The 15,866-nt window shown below is 65.4% G+C and carries 12 protein-coding genes; 8 read left to right on the top strand and 4 right to left on the bottom strand.

The window, feature by feature from the left end; all coding sequences use genetic code 11:
• The first annotated feature begins 163 nt into the window (after positions 1-163).
• Positions 164-1,852, top strand: coding sequence for an ABC transporter permease (locus tag CYJ07_RS13915; protein ID WP_104204313.1), 1,689 nt, complete (start codon positions 164-166; stop codon positions 1,850-1,852).
• On the opposite strand, the gene CYJ07_RS13910 is transcribed toward CYJ07_RS13915, so the two are convergent.
• The gene (locus CYJ07_RS13910) at positions 1,826-2,935 is read right to left on the bottom strand and encodes an ABC transporter ATP-binding protein (RefSeq protein ID WP_104204312.1); all 1,110 of its coding nucleotides are present in this window, start codon (positions 2,933-2,935) and stop codon (positions 1,826-1,828) included. The two genes, CYJ07_RS13915 and CYJ07_RS13910, sit on opposite strands and share 27 nt — an antisense overlap.
• 282 nt (positions 2,936-3,217) lie before the next feature.
• On the opposite strand from CYJ07_RS13910, the gene CYJ07_RS13905 reads away from it, so the two are divergent.
• The gene (locus tag CYJ07_RS13905; protein ID WP_104204311.1) at positions 3,218-4,243 is read left to right on the top strand and encodes a Fe(3+) ABC transporter substrate-binding protein; all 1,026 of its coding nucleotides are present in this window, start codon (positions 3,218-3,220) and stop codon (positions 4,241-4,243) included.
• Between the two features lie 52 nt (positions 4,244-4,295).
• Here CYJ07_RS13905 and CYJ07_RS13900 read toward each other — a convergent pair whose 3' ends face one another.
• The gene (locus CYJ07_RS13900) at positions 4,296-5,240 is read right to left on the bottom strand and encodes a LysR family transcriptional regulator (RefSeq protein ID WP_104204310.1); all 945 of its coding nucleotides are present in this window, start codon (positions 5,238-5,240) and stop codon (positions 4,296-4,298) included.
• A gap of 132 nt (positions 5,241-5,372) precedes the next feature.
• Here CYJ07_RS13900 and CYJ07_RS13895 point away from each other — a divergent pair, with 132 nt between their 5' ends.
• From CYJ07_RS13895 to CYJ07_RS13885, 3 genes are read left to right on the top strand one after another with little or no spacing between them, the layout of a single operon-like run.
• Complete coding sequence (locus tag CYJ07_RS13895; protein ID WP_104204309.1) at positions 5,373-6,761, top strand: uracil-xanthine permease family protein; 1,389 nt, start codon at positions 5,373-5,375, stop codon at positions 6,759-6,761.
• 12 nt (positions 6,762-6,773) lie between these two features.
• Positions 6,774-8,255, top strand: coding sequence for an amidohydrolase family protein (locus CYJ07_RS13890; protein WP_104204308.1), 1,482 nt, complete (start codon positions 6,774-6,776; stop codon positions 8,253-8,255).
• Entirely contained in the window at positions 8,252-8,965 is a 714-nt protein-coding gene (locus tag CYJ07_RS13885; RefSeq protein ID WP_104204307.1) for a sulfite exporter TauE/SafE family protein, read from the top strand. The genes CYJ07_RS13890 and CYJ07_RS13885 overlap by 4 nt, the downstream gene beginning before the upstream one ends.
• A 22-nt stretch (positions 8,966-8,987) precedes the next feature.
• Here the strand turns inward: CYJ07_RS13885 and CYJ07_RS13880 are convergent, their stop codons facing one another.
• Both CYJ07_RS13880 and polA read right to left on the bottom strand, forming a co-directional pair.
• Complete coding sequence (locus CYJ07_RS13880; RefSeq protein ID WP_104204306.1) at positions 8,988-9,506, bottom strand: ankyrin repeat domain-containing protein; 519 nt, start codon at positions 9,504-9,506, stop codon at positions 8,988-8,990.
• A gap of 112 nt (positions 9,507-9,618) precedes the next feature.
• Positions 9,619-12,402 (bottom strand): DNA polymerase I, encoded by a 2,784-nt coding sequence (polA, locus tag CYJ07_RS13875; RefSeq protein WP_104204305.1) that lies wholly within the window; start codon positions 12,400-12,402, stop codon positions 9,619-9,621.
• A 165-nt stretch (positions 12,403-12,567) separates the two neighbouring features.
• On the opposite strand from polA, the gene CYJ07_RS13870 reads away from it, so the two are divergent.
• From CYJ07_RS13870 to speA, 3 genes are all read left to right on the top strand, one after another.
• The gene (locus CYJ07_RS13870; RefSeq protein WP_197038371.1) at positions 12,568-12,858 is read left to right on the top strand and encodes a DUF2782 domain-containing protein; all 291 of its coding nucleotides are present in this window, start codon (positions 12,568-12,570) and stop codon (positions 12,856-12,858) included.
• Between the two features lie 97 nt (positions 12,859-12,955).
• Positions 12,956-13,918, top strand: coding sequence for a homoserine kinase (locus tag CYJ07_RS13865; RefSeq protein WP_104204304.1), 963 nt, complete (start codon positions 12,956-12,958; stop codon positions 13,916-13,918).
• Entirely contained in the window at positions 13,915-15,837 is a 1,923-nt protein-coding gene (gene speA / locus CYJ07_RS13860; RefSeq protein WP_231489639.1) for a biosynthetic arginine decarboxylase, read from the top strand. The genes CYJ07_RS13865 and speA overlap by 4 nt, the downstream gene beginning before the upstream one ends.
• Positions 15,838-15,866 lie beyond the last annotated feature (29 nt).

Below are 15,866 nucleotides of genomic sequence, written 5' to 3'. Positions count from 1 at the left end.
CTCCCCCTCGAACGGCGCCCGTATCCCAGGATACGGGCGCCTTGCCTTGACCTCGGTCAGGCACACCCGGCTGCAGTAGCGAGCCCAGACTGGTATCATTCGCAGACGTTACCACCTCGCATTCTTTGCTTCCGCGAGCCGGGCCAGTGAAGGGAGTCCCCGCTTGTTCCGATCTGCCGCTGCCGGCCTGTCCGACGTGACGCGCCGGCTTTCGCATCGCCTGAACCCCTGGACCCTGCTGATCCTTGCCATCGCCCTGTTCGTGGCGCTGCCGGTCATCGCCATCCTCGCTCATGTCTTCATGCCTACCCAAGGCGTCTGGCAGCATCTGGCCAGCACCGTATTGAGCCGCTACCTGAGCAATACCTTCATTCTCGCCGTTACGGTAGGACTCGGCACCATGGTGATCGGCACCGGTACGGCCTGGCTGGTGGTGATGTGCCGCTTCCCCGGGCGGCGGCTGTTCGAATGGGCGCTGTTGCTGCCGCTGGCGGTGCCCACCTACGTGATCGCCTACGCCTATACCGATTTCCTGCAGTTCGCGGGCCCATTGCAGAGCTGGCTTAGAGAACTCTTCGGCTGGAGCCACGGCGACTACTATTTCCCCAACATACGCTCGCTGGGTGGTGCGGCCACGCTGATCACGCTGGTGCTCTACCCCTACGTCTACCTGCTGGCGCGTGCGGCCTTCCTCGAGCAATCGGTATGCGTGCTGGACGTGGGCCGCACCCTGGGCCGCGGCCCCTGGCGCCTGTTCGGCAGCGTGGCCGTGCCGCTCGCCCGCCCAGCCATCGTCGGTGGCGTCTCGCTGGTATTGATGGAAACGCTGAACGAGTTCGGCGCGGTGCAATTCTTCGGCGTGGACACTTTCACCACCGGCATCTATCGCACCTGGTTCGGCCTGGGCGAGCAGGTCGCCGCGGCCCAGCTCGCAGCCTGTCTGCTGCTCTTCGTCATTGCCCTGGTACTGCTGGAACGCTGGTCGCGCGGCAAGCGCAAGTATTTCCACACCACCAACCGCTACCAGCAGCTGCCTGAGTATCGCCTGCACGGCTGGCGTGCCGCCGGCGCCCTGCTCGCCTGCGCCCTGCCAGTGCTGATCGGCTTCGTGCTTCCCTGCGGCTTGCTGGCTCATATGGCCATGGCCAAGGGTGACGCCCTGTTCGGCATCCGTTTCCTGGAGTTCGCCTGGAATAGCCTGACGCTGGCCACCATCGCCGCGGCGATCGCCGTGGGGCTCGCCGTGCTGCTCAGCTACGGGGTAAGACTGCACGACAGCCCCCCGATTCGCTTTGCCACGCGTATCGCCGCCATGGGCTATGCCATACCCGGCTCGGTGGTCGCCGTGGGCATCCTGATTCCCTTCGCCTGGCTCGACAGCACGCTCAACAGCTGGCTGCACGCGCACTATGGCAAGGTCCTGGGGCTGGTCTTCAGCGGCTCGGCGTTCATCCTGATCTACGCCTATGTGGTGCGTTTCCTGGCCGTCTCCTTCAATACGGTGGAGGCGAGCCTGGGCAAGGTGACACCGAGCATGGACGCCGCGTCACGCACCCTGGGCCAGTCTCCGGCCGGCACGCTCAAGCGTATCCACACCCCGATCATGCGTGGCAGCCTGATGGCGGCGGGTATCCTGGTGTTCGTCGATGTGATGAAGGAGCTGCCGGCGACGGTCATCCTGCGCCCGTTCAACTTCGATACCTTGGCGGTGCGCGCCTACAGCCTGGCCTCCGACGAGCGCCTCGCCGAGGCCTCGACGGCATCACTGGCCATCGTCGTCGTCGGCATCGTTCCCGTGGTTCTGCTCAGCTTGGCGATGCGCCGCTCACGGCCCGGTTCCGGCAGCCGCTGACGGAAAGACGAAGACTTGCGACAGGTCGAGATGGATATCGACCCGCTGGCCCTCGGCGGGCAGGAACACGCCGGGCACGCGCGCATGCAAGTGAGCCTCGCGGCCATCCTCACCATGGGCGCAGATATGCAGCAAGCTGCTGCGGCCCAGCAGCTTGGCCATGATCACATGGCTGTAGCGATGCTCGGGGGCGGGGTCGAAGTGCTCGGTGATGCGCAGCGCCTCGGGGCGGATCATGACCAGCGCCTGGCTGCCCTCGGGTAGCCAGCCGGCCTCGACCGGTCCCACCGGGGTCTGCACCCGCCCGCCTCGTACCACGCCCTGGAGTTCGTTGACCTCGCCGAAGAAGGCCACCACGAAGGGATCGCAGGGGGCGCAGTAGAGTTCCCTCGGGGTACCCACCTGCACGATGCTGCCTTCCCGCATCAGGGCGATGCGATCGGCCATGAACATCGCTTCCTCGGGATCGTGCGTGACTAGCAGCGTCGCCGCGCCTACCTTCTTCAGCACGTGCAGCGTGTCGTCGCGAATGCGATCGCGCAGGCGCGCGTCGAGGCTCGAGAAAGGCTCGTCGAGCAGCATCAGCTGCGGCGCCGGTGCCAGCGCCCGGGCCAGCGCCACGCGCTGCTGCTGCCCACCCGAGAGCATGTGCGGGTAGTTCTCGGCATAAGCCGCCATGCCCAGCTGTTCGAGTAGCGCCATGGCCCGTTCGCGGCGTTGCCGCGCGGGCTGCCCCTTGAGGCCGAAGGTGACGTTCTCTAGCACCGTGAGATGCGGAAACAGCGCCGAGTCCTGAAATGCCAGACCGACATTGCGTTTTTCCGGGGGCACGTGACGCCCCTTGGGAACGGCAATCTCCCCGCCATCGAGAGTCACGCGCCCACGCTGAAGGACTTCGAGCCCGGCGGCGATGCGCAGCAGGGTGGTCTTGCCACAGCCGGACGGCCCCAGCAGGCAGACCACCTCGCCGGGAGCGATCTCGAGATCGACGCCCCGCACGGCGGGTTGATTGCCGAAGGTGTGGTGAACCCCTTCCATGGTCAGCGCGGTAGCCTGACGGTAGGCGATCGTTCCGGCGTCCATTGGCTTCAATTGGCTAGTCATAGAAAAAAGCGACTTGAAAAAGAGGGTTGGCTTTACTCATCCTACTCGAAATGTCCAGCAAATACGTTTGGAATCTCCTCGCATTTGCCATCTTCTCCACATTTGTTTGCCCGGGGTCATGGCACCGGCTCGCCGTTCTTCGCCGTACCGCGCGGGATGCTTGACGCCCCCACGGCAAAGCGCTTCAATAGCGATCACTTTAATACAACGTATTCTCATTCAATGACAAAACCTTGCCCCGCAAGGTCAACGAGGTAGCCCATGAACCCACGCCATCGTCTCACCGTTCCCTTCGCCGCCGTACTGGCCGGCTCGGCTTTCGCTGCCTCGGCGGCAGAAGAGGTCAATCTCTACTCGGCCCGCCACTACGACTCGGATGAGGCGCTCTATCAGGCCTTCACCGAGCAGACCGGCATCGAGGTCAATCTGCTGGAGGGCGAGTCCGACCAGCTGATCGAGCGTATCCAGCGCGAAGGCGTGGCCAGCCCCGCCGATGTGATGATCACCGTCGACGCCGGTCGCCTTTGGCGCGCCGAGCAGGACGGCATCTTCCAGAGCGTCGAATCCGATGTGCTCGACGAGCGCCTGCCCGAGGCCATGCGCCATCCGGAAGGCAAGTGGTTCGGCTTCAGCCAGCGCGTCCGGGCGATCGTTTACAATCCCGAGAACATCGACCCCAGCGAGATCACCTCCTACGAGGATCTGGCCGATCCGCGCTTCGAGGGTGAAGTCTGCATTCGCTCCTCGAACAACATCTACAACCAGTCGCTGCTGGCTTCGATGATCGAGCACCACGGTGCCGAGGCTGCCGAGGAGTGGGCCCAGGGCATCGTCGACAACATGGCGCGCGATCCCGAGGGCGGTGACACCGATCAGATCAAGGCAGTGGCTGCCGGTGAGTGCGACCTGGCCGTGGCCAACCACTACTACTACGTGCGCCTGCTCGAGTCCGAGGATGCCGCCGAACGCGAAGTGGCCGAGAAGGTGGACATCCTGTTCCCCAACCAGGACGACCGCGGCACTCATGTCAACGTCGGCGGCGCCGGTGTGGTCGAAGGCGCGCCCAACCGCGAGAACGCCATCCGCTTCCTCGAGTTCCTGGCTTCCGACGAGGCCCAGGAAATCTTTGCCGCCGGCAACTACGAGTTCCCGGTCGTGGAAGGCGTGAAGATGAGCGAGACGCTGGAGTCGTGGGGTGAGTTCAAGAAGGACGACCTCAACGTCAGCATCCTGGGCGAGAACAACCCGGAAGCGATTCGTATCTTCGATCGCGTCGGCTGGCGCTAAGCGCTACTTCCTGCGAGAGAACGCCCGCGGCCATGGCCGCGGGCGTTTGCGTTTACGCATCCCCCGGCGCCCTCGGAATATCGCCATCATCCTTGGGCTCGATACCGAGCAGCGCCTCCCGCAACTCCTCCGCCAGCACCGCCACCGCCAACGGCAGCGAACGCTCGGCGGCGCTGCACAACACCAGCTGCGCCTTGGCGATGTTCCGATCTTGCAGCGGCTTGAATACCAACTCCCCATGCTCCAGCTCACGGGCGATATCGAGCTTATTGAGAAAGGCTACCCCCAACCTGGCCCGCGCCAGCGACTTGATCGTCAAGATTCGGTTGCAGCCGGCCAGTGGCGTGAGGTCGATGTCCGAGTGGGCAAGTGTCCGCTCTAGGGTCGAGCCGTGAAACATCTCGGCGCTAGGTAAAATTGCCGGGTAGTGACGGCAGTCACGCAGGCGCACCGTCTCCTTCTCGGCCAGCGGATGCGATGGCGCCATCACCGCGCCGAAGCCCAGCTCGACCGCCTGATCGAAACGAATCCGCCGCGTCACCGGTGGGTTCATACAGATGCCGATATCGGCCTCGCCGGTGGCGACCTGCTCCAGGATCGTCTCGGTCAGGCCGGTGGTCAGCACGAAACGCACCCTGGGAAAGCGCTCTTTGAAGCCTCGCAACAGGGTCGGCAACAGCTGGTCAGTCAGCGACTCGATGGTGGCGATTCGAACCTCGGCGCAGCCAGTGCCGCGAATGTCGCCCAGAGTCTCCAGCATCTGGCGCTCGTCGCGCTGCCATTGGCGAATCTGATAGAGCATCAGCTCCCCCGCCGGTGACAGCCGCAGCCCCCGGGGCAGGCGCTCGAATAGCGGCACGCCGAGTTCGCCCTCGAGCTTGAGAATCTGGCGGTTGACCGCCGAGGCGGCAACGTGAAGCCGTTCCGCCGCCTTGCGCAGCGACCCCTGGCGGGCGACTTCCTCGAAATAGCGCAGGGAGGTCAGCAGTAACTGCATAGCAAATCATCCAGAGCAGGCGGACCGTTGCCTTTTCGGCAACAAAATGAGCGAAACTTTATTATGGACCAGGACAGTCGGGCGGCGCTAGCTTTCGTAGAGCGGCGACAACAATTACAGAGGAAGCTAGCCATGAAAACGACACACGATCCCACCGAGCCTAATGCGACAGCGGTCGAGCCCGTGGACGAGAAACTGCCGTTGCACTCGATGATGCTCTACGGATTCCAGCACGTGCTGGTGATGGCCGCTGCGCCTATCACCGCCGTGTTTCTGGTCGGCCGGGCGATGGGCTTCGACAGCGACGTCACGGTTGCCTTGATGAGCGCGACCTTCCTGGCCTGCGGCCTGGGCACGCTGCTGCAGTCCTTCGGCCCCTTCGGCATCGGCGCGCGGCTGCCCTTTGTCCAAGTGCCGGGCGGCGCGCCGATCGTGATCTTCCTGGCCATCGCCCAGGCCACCGACATACAGACGGCGACCGGCGCGGTTATTCTCACCGGGCTGTTCTACTTTCTGGCCCTGCCGTTTTTCACCAGAGTCCTGAAGTACTTTCCACCGATCGTGATCGGCACCATGCTGCTGCTGGTCGCGGTCAATCTGATCCGCATCTTTGGCGGGTTGATTACCGGCAAGCCGGACTCACCGGATTTCGCCAACATGACCGGCATCGTCCTGGCGCTGCTTACCATGGGCTTCATCGTCATCTTCGCCCGTGTGTTTACCGGCGTGCTGCAGCGCATCGCCGTAATGCTGGGGCTGGTAGCCGGCGCGGCCGTGGCCACGCTGCTTGGCGTGATGAGCTTCGACAACGTGCTGTCCGGCCCGGTGGTGGCCTTCCCGTCGCTGTTCCCCTTCGGCATGCCGAAGTTCGACATTTTCGCCTCGCTGCCGCTGATCATCTTCAGCGTCGTGTCGATGACCGAGGCCACCGGCCAGACCATGGCCACCGCTGAGATCGTCGAGAAAAAGGGCGACTCGCGCGCGCTGGTACCGCGCAACATCCGTGCCGACGCGCTGGGTTCGCTGATCGGCGGCTGTTTCGGCACTTCGCTGATCATTACTAGCGGCGAGAACATCGGCATCGTACGTGCCACCGGCGTGCGCTCGCGCTACGTGACCGTGGCGGCCGGCATTATCCTGGTCGTGCTGGCACTGCTCGCTCCGCTCGGCCGGTTGGCCGCCACCCTGCCCACCGCAGTGGTCGCCGGTACCGCGGTGATCGTGTTCGCGATCATCGGCGTGATGGGCATCAATATCCTGCGCAAAGTCGATTTCAACGAGCACGGCAACATGTTCACACTGGCCGCGGCACTGGCCATGGGCCTGATCCCCATCGTCGTGCCCGGCTTCTACAGCGCCTTCCCTCAGCATCTGCAGATCATCCTCGGCAACGGCCTGGCCATGGGCACGCTGACGGCGGTGCTGGTCAATATCCTATTCCACCACCTCGGCCATTCGCGCAATGCAGCACCGGCGACCGAGCAGGCCGACCTCGCCAGCGAACACGTCAAGAGCAAGTAGAAAGGGAACCTCATGTACACTCAGTCACTGGCCCACGACGCCGTGGGCAAGGGGAAGCTTTCCCCCGAAATTTTCGACACCGACGCCCTTCTGCTGCTCCCCGAGGAAATACTGCTCGAGAGTGGCTGCGCCAAGGGCAAGGCGGCCCTCGTCGCGGGCGGTAAGTTCGCCGAGATCGACGAGCGCGAGGCACTGCTCGCACGCCACCCCGAACTGACGCCGATCGAACTGCCGGGCAAGTTGCTGATGCCTGGCTTCATCGACACCCACCATCACCTGACCCAATCGCTGGGCAAGTCGCTGGTGTTTGGCGAGCCCTCCGAAATCTTCAAGCGTATCTGGGTCCCGCTCGAGGCCAGCCTCGACGAGAGGATGCTGCACCTCTCGGCCAAGCTCGCCGCGCTGGAGGCGCTGCGCGGTGGCTTCACCACTGCGGTAGACGCCGGCACCCGCGCCTCGGCAGAGATCGGCAGCATCGCCCAGGCCGCCGAGGAGACCGGCCTGCGCTGCGTGCTCGGCTTCATCTGCAACGACCTGGGCGGCCAGGACGTGATCAAGGATGGCGCCGCGATCCGTCGCGAGGCCGAGCGGCATTTGGCCCGCTGGGGCGGGCATGAGTTGGTCGCGCCGTCGCTGGCGGTATCGATACCGGAGGTGGCCAGCGATACCATGCTCCGCGACGTGGCCGCACTGTGCGCCGAGGGCGGCGCCATCTTCCAGACCCACGTCAACGAGCACCTCCAGGCGGTGGAACGCTCGCTGGTCGCGCGGCGTCAACGCCCACTTGAGCATCTGCACGCGGTGGGTGCGCTGGGGCCGCAGACGCTGGTCGCCCACGCTACCCTGGTGACGCCAACGGAGCTCAACCTCTTGCGCGACACCAACACTGCGGTGGCTTTCAATCCGGTCGCCAGTTCCTGGAAAGGTAATGCCGTGGCGCCGGCACTTCAGATGGCCGCGCTGGGCATCCGCTTCGGCCTGGGCACCGACGGCACGCGCAGCGACGCCTTCCGCCTGATGGATGCCGCCGAGACCAGCCAGCGCCTGACCGTCGGCCTGACGACCGGAGATTCGTCCTGCGGCGGCGGCTGGCTGTGGCTCGACCACGCCACCCGTGCCAGTGCCGACGCGGCGGGACTCAAGGGGCTGACCGGCGAGATCGCCCCGGGCCTGGCCGCCGACTTCCTGCTCGTCGATCTCGACGTGCCGGAGATGACGCCGTCCTGGGATCGTCCTTGGGAATTGGTGCGCTATGGCAATCGTGACCAGATCGAGGCCGTGTTCACCAACGGTCGGCTGCGCCTGTGGCAGGGCTGGCCGGTGGACTGGGATGCCCGCGCGCTGCTTGCCGAGGTGCGCGAGGTGGCCGGCGCCGCGGTGGAACGCGCGCCGATCTACCGAGTGCATTCGCCATCGTCGGCGCACCGGGCAACGATCAAAGGAAATCAGGAGATCGACGACGAGCGGACCGCAGGAGCGGCTCGTCCATCATGAACGAGATCGTCGTCTTCGTTATCATCGCCGCCGCCACCGGCATCGCCGCCTTCATACAGGGCGCGATCGGCATCGGCTTCGCGCTGATCGTCGCTCCGGTGCTGGGGTTCCTGCGCCCCGATCTGTTGCCGATCGCGCTGCTGATCCTGATGTTGCCGCTCAATCTCTACGTCGGCCTGCGCGAACGCGAGGCGATCGACTGGAAAGGGGTCGGCTGGATCAGCCTGGGTCGCCTGCCCGGTACCTTCATCGGCCTGTGGATCCTGGTCATCCTGAGCGCCGACAGTCTCAACCAGGTGGTCGGCGCCTCGACGGTGATCGCCGTGCTCGCCGCCCTGTTCGCCCCGGTGTTCCAACCGAAGGCAGGCGCCTGCGCCTCGGTCGGCGTCATCACCGGCGTCACCGAGACCGCCACCGGCGTCGGCGGCCCGCCCCTGGCGCTGCTTTACCAGCATCGACCCGGGCCGGAACTGCGCTCGACCATCGCCTGCTGCTTCCTCGTCGGTGAGATCATCTCGCTGATCATTCTGGCCGCCGCGGGCAAATTTCACCTCGACCAGTTGCTCTGGGCCCTCTACCTGCTGCCGCCGCTGATCATCGGCAGCGCCGCCAGCCGCGTGACACACCACCGCATCGACGCCAGGCGACTGCGCCAGGGCGTGTTGCTGTTCGCGCTGGTGTCGGGTGTCATTCTGATGATCCCTTACTAACACGGCTCCGACTCAAAATTCCCTACTCATCGAGACGCCCCACAGCCGCTTCGGCCCCCATGGCCTGAGCCAGGTCACGGGCGGTCATGCCCCGGCTGTCGCGTGCTTCGCGGCCGGCACCGTGGGCGAGCAGGCAGTCGACCACTTCGACGCGGTCGAACATGGCGGCGAACATCAGCGCCGTCTTGCCGTCCGGGGCGCAGCCGTTCACGTCGGCGCCGTGCGCGAGCAACAGCTCCACCATCGCCAGGTCACCCTTGTAAGCGGCCCCGGCCAGCGGGTTCTGGCCCTGGTCGTTGCCGAGCTCGGGATCGGCGCCATGTTCGAGCAGCAGTCGTGCCGTCTCGTGGTGGCCATGGTAGCTGGCCAGCATCAGCAGGCTGTCGCCCTTGTGGTTGCGCAGGTTGGGCGGCAAGCCCTGCGGCAGCAGCTCGGCAAAGGTCTCCACATCGCCCTGTCGGGCGCAGTTGAACAGCTTGGTGGCAAGCTGGATCGTCTCCTCGTCCGGCTCGGCGTGCGTACGCTGCGGTGCGTCTGCCATGTCGTCTCCCTTCGCAGTGGCTTATCGCACAGCATAGCGCGCCGCCGCATGGCCGACAGTGGCGGCACGCCTATCGTGCCGATTGGAAGCCGCAATCAGTCCGTCACCGGCCTCAGTGCGCCTCGTCCCAGTTGCTGCCGCTCTCAGCCTCGACGATCAGCGGCACGCTGAGTTCGGCGGCGGCCTGCATGCGTGCCTTCACTTCGCTGATGAACGCCTCGACCTGCCCCTCGCCGACTTCGAATACCAGTTCGTCATGGACCTGCATCACCATGCAGGCATCGAACTCGCTGTCCTGCAGCCAGCCGTCTACATCGATCATGGCGCGCTTGATGATGTCCGCCGCGGTTCCCTGCATCGGCGCGTTGATCGCGGTACGCTCGGCGGCCTGACGCCGGGCGTGGTTCTGGGCGCGGATCTCGGGCAGATAGAGCCGACGCCCGAACACAGTCTCGACGAAGCCGTCCTCGGCGGCCTGGGCACGGATGCGATCCATGTAGCGAGCCACGCCGGGATAGCGGTCGAAATAGCGGTCGATATAGGTCTGGGCCTGTCCGCGCTCGATGCGCAGCTGCTTGCCCAGGCCCCAGGCGCTCATGCCGTAGATCAGGCCGAAGTTGATCGCCTTGGCGCTGCGCCGTTGCTCGCCGCTGACCCGGTCGAGCGGTACACCGAACACTTCGGCGGCGGTGGCGGTATGGATGTCGCGGTTCTCGGCGAACGCGGAAAGCAGGCCGGCATCCTCGGAGAGGTGCGCCATGATGCGCAGCTCGATCTGCGAGTAGTCGGCGGCGACGATGCGATAGCCGGGCCGGGCGACGAAGGCCTGGCGGATCTTGCGACCCTCCTCGGTGCGGATGGGGATGTTCTGCAGATTGGGGTCGGACGACGACAGCCGCCCGGTGGCGGTCACCGCTTGATGGTAGCTGGTGTGCAGCCGACCGGTGCGCGGGTTGACCAGCCGCGGCAGCTTGTCGGTATAGGTCGACTTGAGCTTGGCCAGCCCGCGATGCTCCATGATCACCTTGGGCAGCGGATAGTCCAGCGCCAGCTCCTCTAGCACCGCCTCGGCGGTGGAGGGCGCGCCCTTGGGCGTCTTCTTGATGACCGGGATCTTCTGCTCCTCGAACAGAATTTCACCGAGTTGCTTGGGCGAACCGAGGTTGAACTCACGCCCGGCCAGTTCGAAGGCACGCGTCTCGAGCTCTTGGATACGCGCCTCGAGTTCCTGGCTCTGCGCATGCAGGCGCGCGGCATCGATCGCCACACCGGTACGCTCGATGCGTGACAGCACCGGGATCAGCGGCCGCTCGATGCTGTCGAGCACCTCGGCCAAGCGCCCTTCCGCCTCGATGCGCGGGCGCAGTTCGCAGTGCAGGCGCAGGGTCACGTCGACGTCTTCGCAGGCGTAGGGCACGGCCTGTTCGAAGTCGATCTGGTTGAAGGTGAGCTGCTTGGCCCCCTTGCCGGCGATCTCCTCGAAGCTCACCGTCTTCTGGCCCAGGTACTTGAGCGCCAGCGAATCCATGTCGTGACGGGTGGCGGTGGAGTTGAGCACGTAGGATTCGAGCATGGTGTCGGTCAACGGCCCTCGTACCTGGATGTCATAGTTGGCCAGCACCGAGATGTCGTACTTGAGATTCTGGCCGATCTTGCCGCGGCAGGCGTCCTCCCAAAGCGGCTTCAGTGACGCCAGCACACTGGCGCGGTCGAGCTGGTCAGGCACGTCGATATAATCGTGGGCGAGCGGCACGTAGGCCGCCTCGCCGGGCTCGAGCGCGAGTCCCACGCCGACGATCTCGGCTTCCATGTAATTGAGGCTGTTGGTCTCCAGGTCGAAGCAGAAGGCCTCACAGGCATCGAGCCGGGACAGCCACGCATCGAGCTCCGCCTGGGTCAGGATCAGGTGGTTCTTGCACGCGGCGACGCTGGCAGGAGGCGCGTCGGGATCGAGATTGCCCGCCGCGGCGCTACCCGCGACCCCGGCGCCTCGGGCGATGTCGTCGACCCCCTCGTCCTTGCCGGCCAGCAGTTCGGAGAGCCAGGCCTTGAATTCGAGCTCGGTATAGAGCCGCTTGAGCGCCTCGCGGTCGGGATGGGCGATGTCGAGATCGTCGAGCCCCACCGGCAGCTCGCAGTCGGTCTTGATGGTGGCCAGCCGATACGAGAGATAGGCCTGGTCGCGATGCTCCGCGAGCTTCTTGGGCAGCGTCTTGGCGCCGCGAAAATCGAGGCTGGCGACGCGGTCGAGGTCGGCATAGATAGCGTCGAGCCCGCCGCCGATGCCCTGCAGCAGGCCCAGCGCAGTTTTCTCGCCCACTCCCGGCACGCCGGGAATGTTGTCTACCTTGTCGCCCATCAGCGCCAGGAAGTCGATGATCAGCTCCGGCGGCAGACCGAACTTGGTCTTCACCCCCTCCACGTCGAGGAACTCGTCCTTCATGGTGTTGACCAGGGTGATATGGCCGTTGACCAGCTGCGCCATATCCTTGTCGCCGGTGGAGATCACCGCGTCTCGGCCGGCCTCGGTGGCCAGCCGGGCGAGGGTGCCGATGACGTCGTCGGCCTCTACCCCCTCGACGCATAGCAGCGGCAGCCCCAGGGCGCGGACGCAGGCGTAAAGCGGTTCCACCTGGCTACGCAGGTCGTCGGGCATGGGCGGACGCTGCGCCTTGTACTGCTCGAACAGCTCGTCGCGAAAAGTCTTGCCCTTGGCATCGAAGACCACCGCCATGGGGCTTTCCGGATAATCCTTGATCAGCCGCTTGAGCATGTTGAGCACGCCCTTGATCGCACCGGTGGGCTGACCCGACGAGGTGGTCAGCGGCGGCAGGGCGTGGAAGGCACGGTAGAGATAGGACGAACCGTCGACGAGAACGATGGGCGTATCGGCCATGTATCGGCATCCGTTGGTCTGGGCTGAAAGCGTGATCGTGGTCAGCCATGATACGCATTGCGCGCCGCTTTTGCCGCCATCGTTGGGCTCGTGCCAGCCAACGTCATACACTGCACGTAGCCACGTCGTGGCAGTGATCGTCGCAAGCGGTCTTCGGAGGCCAACATGAACCTTTCACGACACATCCTGACGGTAACCCTGTTCGCTCTAGGGCTGGCCATGGCCGCCCCGGCCCTGGCGCAGTCGTCGGCCGACGTGGAGCCGGACATCACCATCCGCCAGGAAGCGGATCGCACCATTCGCGAGTACCGCGTCAACGGCCAGCTCTATGCCATCGAGATTCGTCCGCGCAGCGGACCCGGCTACTTTCTCGTCGATCACGATGGCGACGGCAACTTCGAGCGCCAGGAGGGCGATCGGGTCGCGATTCCGGAGTGGGTGCTGATCCGCTGGTGAGGCTCGCCATGGCGCTGGCGCCGAATCGCATCCGCGGGCGTGCATCGAGGTGCCAAGTCGCTACAATAGGCGGCTTGGCAAGCTGGGCGAGAGACACATGGCCGTATTCACCCCGTTAAGCGACGCACAGGTCGTAGAGTTCCTGAAGCGCTTCGATGTCGGCACCCTGGTGTCCCTTGAGGGGGTCGCCGGCGGCACGGAGAACACCACGTTCTTCCTCACCACCGACCGCCGCGAGCTGGTGTTGACGCTGTTCGAACAGGGCGAACACGAGGAACTGCCGTTCTTCGTCGACCTGCTCGATTACCTGGCCGAGCATCGCCTGCCGGTGCCGGGCCCGGTTCATGATCGCGAAGGCGTTGCCCTGCACAGTCTTGCCGGCAAGCCGTCGCTGCTGTTCCCGCGTCTGCCCGGGCGTCATCCGATGGCACCCAGCCTGGCCCAGTGCCGGGCGCTGGGCGACGCACTGGGGCGCATGCACCTGGTATCACAGCACTTTCCGGGGCACCGCCCCAATCCCCGCGACCTGAACTGGCTCTCGGCCATGCATCACAAGGTGCTGGTCTATCTTTCTCCCGAAGACCAGGCGCTGATGAAGGACGAGGTGGAGATCTATCAGGACGTCTTCGGCAACGCTCCCGATCTGCCGCAGGGCGCCCTGCACGGTGATCTGTTCCGCGACAACACCCTGTTCGAGGAAGGTCGTCTCGGCGGCATCATCGACTTCTACAATGGGTGCACCGGCGACCTGCTGTTCGACCTGGCCATCGTCATCAATGACTGGGCGTCCGGTCCCGATGGGCGGCTCGATCGCGAGCGCCACGACACGCTGCTGAGTGCCTACCAGGCCCGCCGTCCGCTGACACCCGACGAGCGCGAGGTGTGGCCGACGATGCTGCGCATGACGGCGCTGCGCTACTGGCTCTCACGCCTGTTGGTTGTCTACGTGGACCCGCCGGCTCACGACCTGACGCCGCATGACCCGGCTCGGTTCCATACCATTCTCGCGGCGCGCCTCAAGCACGGCGCCCTGCCACTGCCCGAAGCGAGCAACACATGAGCCTATCCATGGGAGCTGCCTCCGGTCCTGCCCAGCGTGCCCGCCGCACCTGGAACATCGATCAATGGGGCAGCGGCTATTTCGATGTCGACGACAGCGGCCACGCCCTGGTGCGCCCGCTCGGCAGCGAGGCCGAAGGACCGGCACTACCCCTCGCCCCGCTGGTGGACGAGTTGCGCGAAGCCGGCCTGCGGCTGCCGGTGCTGGTGCGCTTCAGCGATATCCTGCACGACCGCGTCGAGCAGCTGTGCGACGCCTTCGACCTCGCCATGCAGGAGGAGGAGTACATCGGCGGCTACACCGCGGTTTACCCGATCAAGGTCAACCAGCAGCGCCGCGTGGTGGAAGAGATACTCGCCACCCGCGAACGCGGTCGTGGGCGGGTCGGTCTGGAGGCCGGCAGCAAGCCGGAGTTGCTCGCCGTACTGGCGCTCTCCGCCGACGGTCCCTCGCTGATCGTTTGCAACGGCTACAAGGACCGCGAGTACATCCGCCTGGCGCTGATGGGCGAGAAGCTCGGCCACCGCGTCTATCTGGTGGTGGAGAAGTTCTCCGAGCTGCCGCTGATCCTGGAGGAAGCCGAGAACCTGGGCGTCACCCCGCGCATCGGCCTGCGCGCACGCCTGGCCTCGGTGGGCATGGGCAAGTGGCAGGATACCGGCGGCGAGAAATCCAAGTTCGGCCTCACCGCCTCGCAGATGCTGGCGGTGATCGAGCGGCTGCGCGAGGCCGACTCACTGGCCAGCCTGCAGCTGGTGCATTTCCACCTGGGTTCGCAGATCGCCAACATCCGCGACATCCATTCCGGCCTGCGCGAGTGCGCACGCTTCTACCAGAGCCTGCTGGCGCTGGGCGCGCCGATCGACACCGTCGACGTAGGCGGCGGGCTGGGCATCGACTACGAGGGCACACGCTCGCGCAGCTTCTGCTCGATCAACTACTCGATGCGCGAGTACGCGCGTAACGTGGTCAGCGCCTTCGCCCAGGCCTGCGCCGAGGCCGAGATTCCCCATCCGCACCTGATCAGCGAGTCCGGCCGTGCGCTGACCGCCCATCACGCAGTGCTGATCGCCAACGTGATCGGCGAGGAACGGGTCAACGATCAGCCTCCCGAGCGCCAGGCCGAGGACGACCCGCAGCTCGACGAGCTATGGCGGGTTCACGAGCTGCTTCAGGGTGGCGTCGAACCGCGCGAACTGGTCGAGGCGTGGCACGACCTGTTGCAGGCGATGAGCGAGCTGCATGACCGCTTCATCATGGGGCTGGCCGACATCACCGTGCGCGCCGAAGCGGAAGGCGTCTACTTCGCCACCTGCGCGCGGCTGCGCGAGCGCCTCGACAGCCGCAACCGCGCCCATCGCGAGATCATCGACGAACTGGCCGAGAAGCTCGCCGACAAGCTGTTCGTCAACTTCTCGCTGTTCCAGTCGGTGCCAGACGTCTGGGGAATCGACCAGATCTTCCCCGTGCTACCGCTGACCGGGCTCAATCGCGAGCCCACCCGCCGCGGCGTGATCCAGGACATTACCTGCGACAGCGACGGACGCATCGACGGCTACGTCGACGGCCAAGGCGTCGAGACCACCCTGCCGCTGCCCGAGTGGCACGAGGACGAGGAGCGCCTGCTGGGCTTCTTCCTGGTCGGCGCCTATCAGGAGATTCTCGGCGACCTGCACAACCTTTTCGGCGATACCGATTCGGTCGATGCCGCGCTCGGCGAGAATGGCGAGTGGGTGCTCAGCCACGCCCAGCAGGGCGATCGCGTCTCCGACGTGCTCGCGTACGTCAATTTCGACGCCACGATACTGCGCGATCGGCTCGCCGGCCAGCTGCAGGAGAGCGGCCTCTCCGCCGAGGAGCAGGCGCAATTCCTCGACGATCTCTCAGCCGGCTTGCAGGGCTATACCTACCTGGAGTGACCGGACCCGTTAGCGTCCAGTAGCGAAAC

Origin of the sequence: Billgrantia saliphila (assembly GCF_002930105.1) — a bacterium.
Taxonomy (GTDB): Bacteria; Pseudomonadota; Gammaproteobacteria; order Pseudomonadales; family Halomonadaceae; genus Halomonas; species Halomonas saliphila.
The sequence above is the reverse complement of the archived record's forward strand: the minus strand, read 5'-3'. Positions and strand labels throughout refer to the sequence as shown.